General features: G+C 76.1%; 12 protein-coding genes. 3 read left to right on the top strand and 9 right to left on the bottom strand.

Annotated elements, in window-relative coordinates; all coding sequences use genetic code 11:
- Window positions 1-18: 18 nt before the first annotated feature.
- Window positions 19-822, bottom strand: coding sequence for an isoprenyl transferase (locus tag ACRYMY_RS11595; protein WP_432547450.1), 804 nt, complete (start codon window positions 820-822; stop codon window positions 19-21).
- A 167-nt stretch (window positions 823-989) separates the two neighbouring features.
- Between ACRYMY_RS11595 and ACRYMY_RS11590 the strand changes: the two genes are divergently transcribed.
- A complete protein-coding gene (locus ACRYMY_RS11590) occupies window positions 990-1,553 on the top strand; it encodes a histidine phosphatase family protein (protein WP_432547411.1) in 564 nt (187 codons plus the stop codon).
- 20 nt (window positions 1,554-1,573) lie between these two features.
- Here the strand turns inward: ACRYMY_RS11590 and ACRYMY_RS11585 are convergent, their stop codons facing one another.
- The 6 genes from ACRYMY_RS11585 to leuA all read right to left on the bottom strand — a co-directional run bounded on the left by ACRYMY_RS11585 (window position 1,574) and on the right by leuA (window position 8,903).
- On the bottom strand, window positions 1,574-2,359 hold the full coding sequence (locus ACRYMY_RS11585; protein ID WP_432547410.1) for an ABC transporter ATP-binding protein: 786 nt from the start codon (window positions 2,357-2,359) through the stop codon (window positions 1,574-1,576).
- The gene (locus ACRYMY_RS11580) at window positions 2,356-3,426 is read right to left on the bottom strand and encodes a FecCD family ABC transporter permease (RefSeq protein ID WP_432547409.1); all 1,071 of its coding nucleotides are present in this window, start codon (window positions 3,424-3,426) and stop codon (window positions 2,356-2,358) included. The genes ACRYMY_RS11585 and ACRYMY_RS11580 overlap by 4 nt, the downstream gene beginning before the upstream one ends.
- Complete coding sequence (locus ACRYMY_RS11575) at window positions 3,423-4,469, bottom strand: ABC transporter substrate-binding protein (RefSeq protein WP_432547408.1); 1,047 nt, start codon at window positions 4,467-4,469, stop codon at window positions 3,423-3,425. The genes ACRYMY_RS11580 and ACRYMY_RS11575 overlap by 4 nt, the downstream gene beginning before the upstream one ends.
- Before the next feature lie 101 nt (window positions 4,470-4,570).
- Window positions 4,571-5,383: a DNA repair protein RecO gene (gene recO / locus ACRYMY_RS11570; protein ID WP_432547407.1), complete on the bottom strand. Its 813-nt coding sequence runs from the start codon at window positions 5,381-5,383 to the stop codon at window positions 4,571-4,573.
- A 51-nt stretch (window positions 5,384-5,434) separates the two neighbouring features.
- Window positions 5,435-7,042: a GGDEF domain-containing protein gene (locus ACRYMY_RS11565; protein ID WP_432547406.1), complete on the bottom strand. Its 1,608-nt coding sequence runs from the start codon at window positions 7,040-7,042 to the stop codon at window positions 5,435-5,437.
- A 151-nt stretch (window positions 7,043-7,193) separates the two neighbouring features.
- Window positions 7,194-8,903 (bottom strand): 2-isopropylmalate synthase, encoded by a 1,710-nt coding sequence (gene leuA, locus ACRYMY_RS11560; protein WP_432547449.1) that lies wholly within the window; start codon window positions 8,901-8,903, stop codon window positions 7,194-7,196.
- Window positions 8,904-9,161: 258 nt separating this feature from the next.
- Here leuA and ACRYMY_RS11555 point away from each other — a divergent pair, with 258 nt between their 5' ends.
- Entirely contained in the window at window positions 9,162-9,812 is a 651-nt protein-coding gene (locus ACRYMY_RS11555) for a hypothetical protein (RefSeq protein ID WP_432547405.1), read from the top strand.
- Between the two features lie 79 nt (window positions 9,813-9,891).
- Window positions 9,892-11,043, top strand: coding sequence for a metallophosphoesterase family protein (locus ACRYMY_RS11550; protein WP_432547404.1), 1,152 nt, complete (start codon window positions 9,892-9,894; stop codon window positions 11,041-11,043).
- A 134-nt stretch (window positions 11,044-11,177) separates the two neighbouring features.
- On the opposite strand, the gene ACRYMY_RS11545 is transcribed toward ACRYMY_RS11550, so the two are convergent.
- Both ACRYMY_RS11545 and ACRYMY_RS11540 read right to left on the bottom strand, forming a co-directional pair.
- Complete coding sequence (locus ACRYMY_RS11545) at window positions 11,178-11,375, bottom strand: hypothetical protein (RefSeq protein ID WP_432547403.1); 198 nt, start codon at window positions 11,373-11,375, stop codon at window positions 11,178-11,180.
- Window positions 11,376-11,396: 21 nt separating this feature from the next.
- Window positions 11,397-12,161, bottom strand: coding sequence for an ImmA/IrrE family metallo-endopeptidase (locus ACRYMY_RS11540; RefSeq protein WP_432547402.1), 765 nt, complete (start codon window positions 12,159-12,161; stop codon window positions 11,397-11,399).
- Between the last annotated feature and the right edge of the window lie 69 nt (window positions 12,162-12,230).

Here is a 12,230-nt window from a genome sequence, read left to right as displayed (position 1 = left end):
CCACCCGCCCCAGGACGCTCACGGGACCGGCGGCGCGTCGTCCGGCGCGGCCGGGGCGGCAGGGCTGTCCAGGGCGCCGCCGAAGCGGCGGTCGCGCCGCGCGTACGTCTCCACCGCCGCCCACAGCGCGCGCCGGTCCACGTCCGGCCACAGCACGTCGGAGAACACCATCTCCGCGTACGCCGCCTGCCACGGCAGGAACCCCGACGTGCGCTGCTCGCCGCTGGAGCGCCAGAACAGGTCCACGTCGGGCATGTCCGGCTCGTCGAGGAAGCGCGCCACGGTCCGCTCGTCGACACGGGCGGGGTCCAGGCGCCCGGCCGCGGCCTCCAGCGCGATGGCGCGGGCCGCGTCGGCGATCTCCGCGCGCCCGCCGTAGTTCACGCACATCGTCAGCGTCAGGACGTCGTTGTCCCGCGTCAGCTCCTCCGCGGCCTCCAGCTCGCTGATGACGCTGCGCCACAGGCGGGGCCGGCGCCCGGCCCAGCGCACCCGCACGCCCCAGCGGTGCATCTCGTCGCGGCGGCGGCGGATGACGTCGCGGTTGAAACCCATGAGGAAGCGGACCTCGTCGGGGCTGCGCTTCCAGTTCTCGGTGGAGAACGCCCACGCCGACAGGTGGGTGACGCCGACCTCGATGGCGCCGGCCACGACGTCCAGCAGCGACGCCTCCCCGCGCCGGTGGCCCTCGTTGCGCGGCAGCCCGCGCGCGTTGGCCCAGCGGCCGTTGCCGTCCATGACGACGGCCACGTGCCGGGGCACCAGCTCCGGCGGCAGCTGCGGCGGCCGCGCCCCCGACGGGTGCGGCGGCGGGGCCTCCACGACGCGCCGGGCGGCGTCCGGGGTGCGTGCGGCGGCTCGGCGGCGGCCCAGGGCGGTGCGGCGGGCTGGCGTCTCCACGACGCAGGAGCTTGGCACGCCGCGCGGCGCACCCGTGCCGCAGGACGGCGGGTCCGGGCACCGGGACGGGCGCGGGCAGGATGGCGCCCGTGACCCGCATCGCCCTCGTCCGCCACGGCGAGACGGACTGGAACCTGCACGGCCGGCTCCAGGGCCGCTCCGACGTGCCCCTGAACGACACCGGCCGCGCGCAGGCGCGGGCGCTGGCGCCCTGGTTCACCGGCGGTGGGTGGAGCGCGGTGGTCAGCTCGCCGCTGGCCCGCGCCCGCGAGACCGCCGGGATCGTCGCGGCCGGCTCCGGGATCCCGCTGACGGGGACCGACGACGCGCTCGTGGAGCGGGACTTCGGCGAGGCCGAGGGCATGGACCTGCTGGAGCTGGCCGAGCGCTGGCCCGACGGGTCGCGGCCCGGCATGGAGGCCGACGACGTGGTCGGTGCGCGCGGGGCGGCGGCGTTCGAGCGGCTGGCCGGCGAGCACGACGGGCGCGACCTCGTCGTCGTCTGCCACGGCACGCTCATCCGGCTGGGGGTGCTCGCGTGGACGGGCACGACGGTGGAGCGGATCGTCAACGCGACGGTGACCCTCGTCGAGGGCGGGCCGGGGGCGTGGCGGGTGACGGGGGTCAACCTGGGCGGCCCGGCGGCCGGCTGAGCGCCGGGCGCCGGGGCCGCTCAGGCGCGCGGCGCGAGCACCGCCCCCGGCCGGAAGCGCACGCTCGGCCTGCCGGTGTCCGGGTCCGGCGAGACCTCCGCCCGCACCCCGTACACGTCGGCGACCAGCTCGGGCGTCAGCACCTGCGCCGGGGTCCCGGCCGCGACCGCCCGGCCCGCGCGCAGCACCACGAGGCTGTCGCAGAACATCGCGGCGAGGTTCAGGTCGTGCAGCGCGACCACGCTCGTCACGGGCAGCCGGGCCACCAGCCCCAGCAGGTCGAGCTGGTGGCGCACGTCCAGGTGGTTGGTCGGCTCGTCCAGCAGCAGCTCGCGCGGTTCCTGCGCGAGAGCGCGGGCGATCTGCGCGCGCTGCTGCTCGCCGCCGGACAGCCGGTGCCACGGGTGCTCCGCCTTCGCGGTCAGCCCCGTGCTGGCCAGGGCCGCCGCCACGGCGGCCTCGTCGGCGGCGCGGTCGCCGCCGAGCACCCCGCGGTGCGGCAGCCGCCCCAGGGCGACGACCTCGCGCACGCGCAGGTCCACCTCGGTCGCGGACGTCTGCCCCACCGAGGCGACGCTGCGGGCGATCCGCTTGCGCGGCAACGCGGACAGGTCCTCGCCGTCGAGGCGGACGACCCCGCTGGTGGGACGCGCGACGCCGTCGAGCAGCCGCAGCAGGGAGGACTTGCCCGAGCCGTTGGGCCCCAGCAGCCCCACGGTCTCCCCCGCCCGCGGCGCGAGGTGGACGCCGTCGACGACGAGCGCGCCGCCGCGCTCCCACGTCACGCGCTCGGCCCGCAGGCTCACGACGCGCCCCGGCGGCGGAACATCAGGACCATGAACACCGGGACGCCCACGAGCGCCGTCCCGACCCCCACCGGCAGCGGGGTGGGCGCGAACGCGACGCGGGACAGCGCGTCGACCCACACGAGGAACACCGCGCCCGTCAGGGCGGTCGCGGGCAGCAGGCGGGCGTGCAGGGGGCCGACGAGGAAGCGCGCGGCGTGCGGCAGGACGAGGCCGACGAACCCGACAGCACCGACGACGCTGACGAGGACGGCCGTGACGAGGGCCGTGACGACGAGCAGCAGGGTGCGGGTGCGGGCCACGTGCACGCCCAGCGAGGCGGCGACGTCGTCGCCGAACGCGAAGGCGTCCAGCGTGCGGGCGCGGGCCAGGCAGTAGAGCGTCCCCGCGGCCACGACGGCGGCGCAGCGCGCCACGTCGTCCCAGCGCACGCCCTCCAGGGACCCCAGCAGCCAGAACACGATCCCGCGGGTCTCGTCGGAGTCGGCGAAGGCGAAGACCGTGAAGGAGGTGAGGGCGGAGAACAGCTGGGTGCTCGCCACGCCGGCCAGGACGACGCGGTCGCCGTAGCCGCCCGTCAGGCGCGCCAGCAGGACGACCAGCCCGAAGGCCAGCAGCGCCCCGGCGAACGCGCCGGCGGACAGGCCCAGCCCGGCGCCCAGCCCCAGGACGCCGACGACGACGGCGCCGGTGGAGGCGCCGGAGGACACCCCGAGCACGAAGGGGTCGGCCAGCGGGTTGCGCAGCAGCGACTGCAGGACCGCCCCGCACACGCCCAGGCCCGCGCCCGTGCAGGCGGCGACGAGGGCGCGCGGCAGCCGCTCGCTCCAGACGATGGCGTCGTCGGAGACCCGCACGGGGACGTCGGCCAGGCCCAGGTGGTTGAGCAGGACGTCGCGGACGTTGACGGCCGAGACGTCGGCCGGTCCCAGGGTGGTGGCGGCGAGCACCGACAGGACCAGGGCGCTCGCCGCCGCGACGACGGTCAGGGGCGCGGCGAGCGCCGGGCGGGCGCGCGGTGCGCTCGCGCGGGCGGGCGCGCCGGGGCGGGTGGCGGTGGTCGTCACGGGCGTTCCCGGATCTCCCGCAGCCCGGCGGCGATCTTCTCCAGGCCGTCCACGGCGCGGATCGAGGGGTTCATCTCCGCCCCGTGCAGGGCGATGAACGCCTCCTCGCGCACGGCGGGCATCGTCGCGGTCAGCGGGTCCGAGCGCAGGAAGGCGACCTTGTCGGCCAGCCGGTCGCCGGGGAAGCGGTCGCGGGCCAGGTCGCCGAGGACGAGGACCTGCGGGTCGCGCTCGACGACGGTCTCCCAGCCGACGGCGGGCCAGTCGTCGGTGAGGTCGGCGAAGACGTTGCGGGCGCCGACGTCGGCGGTGAGCAGGTTCGCCGAGCCGAGGCCACCGGCGACGTAGGGCGTGCGGGTGTCGGCGAACCAGAGGGCGACGGTGACGTCCTGCGCGTCGACGTCGCGCAGGGCCGCCTCGCGGCGGCGCTGCAGGTCGGCGACGAGCTCCTCGCCGCGCTGCTGCACGTCGAAGACCTCGGCCAGCTCGCGGACCTCGGCGTAGACGGCGTCCATCGTCACCGGCGCCGTGCGGGTGCCGCCGCCGTTGACGCTCGTGCCGCCGTCGCAGTCGGTGGGCGACAGGTACGTCGGGATCCCCGTCTCCGCGAAGCGGGAGCGCTCGGCCACGCCGCCCCGGGTGAAGTGCCGCCCGAAGGACGCCGTGACGAGGTCGGGGTCGGCGCCGAGGACGACCTCCCAGGTGGGGGCGTTGTCGGCCAGGCGCGGCACGTCCGCGCCGGCCCCCTCCAGCGACGGCGGCAGGGGGTCGGTCCAGGACGCGGTGCCCACGACGGCGTCCTGCAGGCCGAGGGAGAGCAGGATCTCCGTGGACCCCTGGTCCAGGGAGACCACCCGCTGCGGCGGCGCGTCGATCGTCAGCTCCTGCCCGCAGCTCTCCAGCGTCAGCGGGTACCGGGTGGCGCCCTCGCGCTGCACGGCGACGGGCGCGCTCTGCACGGGCTCGGAGGCGCCGCACCCGGTGGCGGCGACGAGGACGGTCAGCGCCAGGCCGAGGCGGGTCCTGGCGGAGGTGGTCGTCACGCGGTTCTGCTCCCTCGTCGGCTCGGTGGTCCACCGGGCGGAGGTCACCCCGCCCGGGCCGCGAGTGAGGGTAGCCTGAACTGACGATGGTGAGGCTCACCTCATCCGAGAGGTGCGTCACTCCCCGCGACCACCGCGGCGGCCACCGGCGGGCGCGGGTGCACGTCGCGCTCGACGTGCCGCAGCGAGCGGATGCCCTGCTCCAGGTGCCACTGCAGGAACGCGGCCACCAGGCCGCTGCCCTCGCGGCGGCAGCGCTCCTCGCTGACCTCGGCCGTCGGCCAGTCGCCCGACAGCAGCGCCGCCAGGTGGCCGAGGGTGCGCGGGTCGGGGGCGGCGGCGCCCGGCGGACGGCACGCCGCGCAGACCGCCCCGCCGGCCGCGACGGCGAACGCCCGGTGCGGGCCGTCCTCGCCGCAGCGCGCGCAGTCGGCGAAGCTGGCGGCGTACCCGGCCACGGCCAGCGAGCGCAGCAGGTAGGCGTCCAGGACGAGGACCGCGTCGTGGTCGCGGCGGGCCAGCGCCCGCAGCGCGCCCACCAGCAGCAGGAACTGCTGGGTGGCCGGCTCGCCCTCCACCTCGGTGAAGCGCTCGGCGGTCTCCAGCAGGGCGTGCCCGGCGGTGTAGAGGCCGTAGTCGGCGGCGATCGCCTCCCCGTGCGGGGCGATCACCTCGACCTGGGTGACGACGTCCAGGGAGCGGCCGCGGGCCAGCTGCACGTCGACGTGGGTGAACGGCTCCACCCGCGCGCCGAAGCGGGAGCTGGTGCGGCGCACGCCCTTGGCGACCGCCCGGACCCGGCCGTGGTGGCGGGTGAGGAGGGTGACGACGCGGTCGGCCTCGCCGAGCTTGGCGGTGCGCAGGACGACCGCCTCGTCGCGGTAGCTGCGCGGTCCTGCGATCCCCGGGCTCACCGGTCCATCGTCCCCCACACCCCCGACACGGGCCCTCCCCGCGCCGCCGGGTCAGGCGACGTGGACGCGGTCGCGACCGGCGCGCTTGGCGGCCGTGCAGGCCAGGTCGGCGTCGCGCAGGGCCTCCGCGGCCGGCGCCGGGCCCGCCACGCCGGCCGAGGCGGTCACCCGCAGCCCGACCGCCAGGTCGATCCAGGGCGCCTTGCGCACCCCGTCCAGCAGGTTCTCGGCCACCACGAGGGGGTCCGGGCCGCCGCCGGGGGCAGCGGGCAGCAGCAGGGCGAACTCGTCGCCGCCGTAGCGCACGACGACGCCCGTCCCCCCCGCGGCGTCGGCGGCGTCGGCCACCAGCGCCGCCACCGCGCGCAGGACGGCGTCACCGGTCTCGTGCGAGTGCTCGTCGTTGACGGCGGTGAAGCCGTCCACGTCGAGCAGGACGGCGCTGAAGCGGCGGTCGGGGCGCTCCAGGACCTGCTGCAGCCGGCGGCGGTTGCCCAGGCCCGTGAGGGGGTCGACGAGGGACGCGCGCCCCAGGCGCGCGTGCTGCTCGGCCATCTCCCGCTGCCGCACGCGGTCGCGCAGGGTCTCGAAGCGGCTCTCGCGGTCCTCCCACAGCCGGGCCAAGGCGATCCGCGACAGGGTCCGCAGCGCCTCGACACCGGGGTGGTCACCGTGCTCGAGGACGGCGGTGCGGGCCTCGGCGGCCATGGCCGTCATCCCCCACACGTCCAGCTGCGTGGTGGAGGAGGCGCGGCGCACGGCGGCGAGCAGGTCGCGGGCCTCGGCGTGCCCGCCGCGGGCGGCGACCGCCAGGGCGAGGCCGACGCGGGCGACCTGCGTCTCCACGAGCTCCTCGCGCAGCCGGAACCCGGCCATCGCCGGGCGCAGGCGCGCCTCGGCCAGGGCGTCCTCGCCACCGCGCTGGGCGACGAACCCCTCCAGCGCCTCGGCGCGGGCCAGCATCTCCGGGTACCCGGCCTCCAGCGCCAGCGCGCGCATGCGCGCGATGACGGAGCCGGCGGCGGCGTAGTGCCCGCGCGCCTCGTCGGGACGCCCGGACACCTCCAGCATCGCCCCCCACGACACCTGCAGGACGGCCGCCTCCTGGGCGACGTTCAGCTGCACGCGCGGGGGCGGGAAGGTGGCGGCGAGCATCTGCCGCATGAGCTCGTCGGCGGGCTCGAACAGGGCCAGCGCGCGCAGCGCGAGGGCGACCGACATGGTCGCCGACAGCTGGTCGTAGGTGCGCAGCGGCTGGGCGGAGACGATCATCCGGCCCTCGGCCAGGTGGTCCATCGCCAGGGCGGTCTGGCCGAGGTCGACGCGCGCCTCGGCCAGCAGCGCGAGCGCCTTGGCGCGCCAGACCGGGTCGGCGCCCGTGCCGAGGCGGTCCAGCAGGTGCCCGGCCTCCTCGCTGGCCTCGGTGGCGCGGCCGAGCTGGTGCAGGGCGACGCCGGCGATGAACTGCAGGTAGCGGGCGGTGCGCTCGTCGCCGGCGGCCTCGCAGAACGCCAGCCCCTCGCGGGCGGCGGTGATGGCGCGCTCGCCGAACCCGTCGAGGTAGAGGCGGTGGGCCCACTCGGCCAGCAGGTCGTACGGCCCGAAGCCCGTGACGTGCTCGACCGCACCGGCCGCGTCGCCGCGCTCGGGGGGACGCACGCGCACCACCCCTCTCCGCACGTGCTCGATCACTGGAAGTCACGACTGTATCGGTCGGGCGACGTCGCGGCGCGCGAGCGACGAGGTTGAACGTGACACGAGCCCGGGCGGGTGCCCCGGACCGCGCGAGCGGCCCGGAGCACCCCGCCGGTCAGCGCAGCGCGCGGTTGACCGCGGAGACGACCGCCTTCAGCGAGGCCGTCGTGATGTTGGCGTCGACGCCCACGCCCCACAGCACCCGGTCCCCCACGGCGCACTCGACGTACGCGGCCGCGCGGGCGTCGCCACCGGCGGACAGCGCGTGCTCGGCGTAGTCCAGGACCCGCACGTCGACCGGCCGGTCGGCCAGGGCGGCCAGCGCCGCGCAGAACGCGGCGATCGGGCCGTTGCCCGTGCCGCTCACCGTGGTCGCCGTCCCGGAGTCCAGGAGGTCGACCTCCAGGGCGTCGGTCCCGTCGACCTCGCTGGCCGACCGGGTGGCGCGCAGCGCGAACCGGCCCCAGTCCGGGGTGCCGCTGGGCGAGGGCAGGTACTCGTCGGAGAAGATCGAGAAGATCTCCGCCGCGGTGACCTCCCCGCCGGCGGCGTCGGTGCGCTCCTGCACCACGCGGCTGAACTCGATCTGCAGCCGGCGCGGCAGGTCCAGCTGGTGCTCGGTCTTCATCAGGTAGGCCACGCCGCCCTTGCCGGACTGCGAGTTGACCCGGATCACGGCCTCGTAGCTGCGGCCGACGTCCTTGGGGTCGATCGGCAGGTACGGCACCGCCCACTCGATCTCGTCGACGCCCTTCCCGGCGGCCGCGGCGTCGCGCTCCATCGCCTCCAGGCCCTTCTTGATGGCGTCCTGGTGGGAACCGGAGAAGGCCGTGTAGACGAGGTCGCCGCCGTAGGGGTGGCGCTCGGGCACCGGCAGCTGGTTGCAGTGCTCGACGGTGCGGCGGATCCCGTCGATGTCGGAGAAGTCGACCTGCGGGTCGATCCCCTGGCTGAACAGGTTCATCCCCAGCGTGACCAGGCAGACGTTGCCGGTGCGCTCGCCGTTGCCGAACAGGCAGCCCTCGATGCGGTCGGCGCCGGCCAGGTACCCCAGCTCGGCGGCCGCCACGGCGGTGCCGCGGTCGTTGTGCGGGTGCAGGCTGAGCAGGACGTGCTCGCGGTGGTTCAAGTGGCGGGACATCCACTCGATGGAGTCCGCGTACACGTTGGGGGTGGCCATCTCCACCGTCGCCGGCAGGTTGACGATGACGTTGCGCTCGGCGGTGGGCTCGAACACCTCCAGCACCGCGTTGCAGACGCGGGCGGCGAACTCCAGCTCCGTGCCGGTGTAGCTCTCCGGGGAGTACTCGTAGTAGACGGTCGTGCCGGGGACCGTCTCCTCGAACTTCCTGCACAGCCGCGCGCCCTGCAGCGCCAGGTCGACGATGCCGTCCTCGTCCATCCCGAACACCACGCGCCGCTGCAGCACCGACGTGGAGTTGTACAGGTGGACGATGGCCTGCTTCGCCCCGCGGATCGCGTCGAAGGTGCGCTCGATGAGGTGCTCGCGCGACTGCGTCAGCACCTGGATGCGCACGTCGCCGGGGATCAGGTCGTCCTCGATGAGGGTGCGCACGAAGTCGAAGTCCGTCTGGCTGGCCGAGGGGAAACCCACCTCGACGTCCTTGTAGCCCATCTGCACCAGCAGCTGGAACATGCGCAGCTTGCGCTCGGTGTTCATCGGGTCGATGAGGGCCTGGTTGCCGTCGCGCAGGTCGACGGCGCACCAGCGGGGGGCCTTCTCGATGCGCTTGGCGGGCCAGGTGCGGTCGGGCAGGTCGACGGTGATCTGCTCGTGGAAGGGGCGGTACTTGTGCACCGGCATCGGCGACGCGGTCTGCGGGTTGTCCACGGTTCTGCTCCTCGGGTGGGCTGGCTGCGGGGCGGCCGGCGCGCACGACGAGGTCCCGCGGCGGGGAGACCGGCCTAGCTGGCCCCGACGCGGCGACGAAGGAGCAGGGTCTCCCGTCGAGCCACGTCCAGCACCGTACGCGCTCGGCGCGCGGCTCGTCCACGCGGGGCGGGGCGACGGCGGGGCGGCGGCGGGGCGGCGGGGGCGCGGGAGCGGGGTGACACTGGGCCCGTGGACGGGGGGAGCACGGCGGCGGGACGGGGCCCGGGCCGCGACCTGGTGCGGCACGGCCTGGTCCTCGGCGCGCTCCTGACCGTCGGCGCGCTGGCCGGCTCCCTGCTCCCCGGCGACGGGGAGCCCGGGCAGCAGGCTGCGGCGCCGTACGGCGTGCCCGGGTGCAGCACGGGCGAGGGGGCGGGCCCGGTCGACGTCGTCGTGCGCGCACGGCCCCTGAGCGCCGGTGGCTCGCCCGCGCCGGCGCTGGGCGGGGCGGCGACGGGGCCGGGGGTCGGCGCCAGCGTGCGGGACCTCGCCGGGTACGAGGCGCGCGACCTGGCCCCCTGCGACGTCGTGCACGTGCGCCTGCACCTGCAGGACCCGGCGGGCGGGTCGGTGCCCGGGACGCTGGCGGCGGCGCCGACGCCCGTGACCGCGGTGGACGGCGCGGACGGGGAGCTGGTCGCGGTCGACTGGACGACGTGGGAGTCCTCGCTGCCCGCCCACGCGCGCGCCGGTGACCTGGAGGACCAGACCGCCTGGTTCGTCACCCTCCTCGACCCGGCACCGGGCACCTACCGGCTGCTCGGCCGGGTGAGCGCGGCCACCACCCCGGAGGTGACGGGCGACGTGGAGGTCCTGCTCGAGGTGGAGCCCGCCGGCTGACGCCGTCCGTCACCGGTTGAGCACCGGCGCGTCGGCCACCGGCAACGCGCGCGCCACCTGCCCGGACCAGGGTGGCGCCGTGACCCCTCCCCAGCCCTCCCGCCGCCACCTGCTCGGCGCCGGCCTCGGCACCGTCGCGGCGGCCGCCGCCCCCGCCACCGCCGCCGCGTCCTCGCACCAGCACCCGCACGCGGACCGGCTCCGGTTCGCCGACGACGGCACGTTCCGGGTCGTGCAGTTCAACGACACGCAGGACAGCCACCGCACCGACGTGCGGACCATCGAACTCATCGAGCGCACGCTCGACCAGGAGGAGCCCGGGTTCGTCGTCGTCAACGGCGACGTCGTCAACGGGGACATGGAGACGGAGCGGCAGGTGCAGCAGGCGTACCACAACGTCGTCCTGCCCATGGAGGAGCGCCGGATCCCCTGGGCCATCACCTTCGGCAACCACGACGAGGACTCCGCCCCGGTCACCGGCATGACCGAACCGCGCATCCGCGCGTTCCTCGGCGGGTACCGCTGGTACGTCGGCTCGACCGCCGACGGTGTGCGCGGCGACTCCAACCAGGTCCTGCGGATCCGCTCGCGCTCCTCCCGGCGCACCGCCTTCGCGCTGTGGCTGCTGGACTCCGGCCGCTACTCCCCCGAGACGATCGCCGGGCAAGCCGTCGAGGAGTACACCTACGAGACGATCCACTCCGACCAGGTGGACTGGTACCGGCGGACGTCCCTGGAGCTGCAGGGCCGTTCCCCCGCACCGATGCCCGGGCTGATGTTCTTCCACATCCCGCTCTGGGAGTTCCGGCACATGTGGTTCGGGTCGCCGACCGGTTCCACGGAGGCCGACCACGAGGCGGCCGTCGTCAAGCACGGCATCGTCGGCGAGCGCAACGAGCGCGAGTACACGGCGCAGTTCAACCCGGGCCTGTTCCACACCGCCCTCGAGCGCGGAGACGTCAAGGGCATGTTCTGCGGTCACGACCACGTCAACGACTACGTGGGCGACTACTTCGGCATCCAGCTCGGCTACGGGCCGGGCACCGGGTTCGGGACCTACGGCCTCGAGGGCGAGGAGGTGCACCGGATGCGCGGTGCCCGCGTCTTCGACCTCGACGAGTCCCACGAGGACGTCCTGGTGGGGACCCGCACGGTGTTCGCCTCCGACTTCGGCATCGACCTGTCGCCCGATCCGCAGCCGCTGGAGCACCCCGCACCGGTCGGTCGCTGACACCGGGGCGGCGGGGACCTGCACGCGGGGCACCGGCGTCCGGACCCCGGCCGGCCCCGCCGCGGTCTCCCCACCCGTCCGGCGCAGGCGCACCCCCGCCCGGGGGCGGGGGCGCGACGGGGTCGGGCGCGGTGTCAGGTGTCGTCGCGGGGGTTCAGCTGCCCGGGGTCGGCGTCGCTGTCGGGGGCCTCGTCGCCGTCGCGGGAGGTGTCCGCGCCGTCGCCGGTCTCCTCCCCGCGCAGGTCGCGGGGGTTCAGCTCGCCGGGGTCGGCGTCGGGGTCCGCGTCGGGGGCCGCGGCGGGGTCGGGGGTGCCGGTCGTCGGTTCGCTCACGCGCCCAGCCTGCACCGCTCCTCAGTCCTCGGCACCTCGGGCGCGCTCCTCCAGGAACCGGTACACCTCGGTGTCGTCCACGCCGGGGAACGTGCCGGGCGGCAGGGCGGCCAGCAGGTGCGAGTGGGCGCGCGCGGCCGGGCGGGCGTACTCGGCCCAGCGCCGCGCCAGGTCGGCGGGCGGCCGGCGGCAGCAGGTGGGGTCCGGGCAGCGCGAGCGCGAGCGCGACGTGGTCGCCCGGCCGCGGAAGTGCTGCGCGTGCGCGAACGGCACGCCGACGCTGACGGAGAACAGGCCGGTGGCCTCCTGCTCGGCCTGCGCGGTGCACCAGTAGGTGCCCGCGGGGGTGTCGGTGTACTGGTGGTGCGGGACGCCGGGAGGGCGCTCGAAGACGGTGCGGGCCGTCCAGTGCCGGCACACCGGCTGCCCCTCGATGGCGCCGGTGGCGTCCACGGGGAACAGCACGCCGTCGTTCTCGTACGCCTTGTGGACCGTGCCGCTCTGGTGGACGCGCATGAAGTGCACCGGCAGGTCCAGGTCGTGGGTGGCCAGGTTGGTGAAGCGGTGCGCGGCCGTCTCGTAGGAGACGTTGAAGGCGTCGCGCAGGTCCTCCACGGCGATGTCGCGCTCGCGCTTGGCCGCGCGCAGCAGGCGCACCGCGTCCCGGCGCGGGACGAGGATCGCGGCGGCGAAGCAGTTGACCTCCACCCGCTGGCGCAGGAACTCCGGGTACCCGGCGGGGACGCCGTGCCCCAGGACGAGGTGGCCCAGGGCCTGCAGCGCCACCGCGCGGTGGCGGCCGCCGGGGGGGGGGGGGGGGAGGTTGTTTATCCGGTGGGGCGTGTGGGTGTCACA

The organism is Kineococcus haloalkalitolerans (genome assembly GCF_050871905.1).
Classification (GTDB): Bacteria; Actinomycetota; Actinomycetes; order Actinomycetales; family Kineococcaceae; genus Kineococcus.
Note: the sequence above shows the minus strand (reverse complement) of the source record. Positions and strands in the feature narration are given on the sequence as shown.

Bases quoted from the DNA above. Each gene is read 5' to 3' on its own strand.
- leuA (WP_432547449.1), bottom strand. From the start codon at position 8,903: ATGCCGGTGCACAAGTACCGCCCCTTCCACGAGCAGATCACCGTCGAC.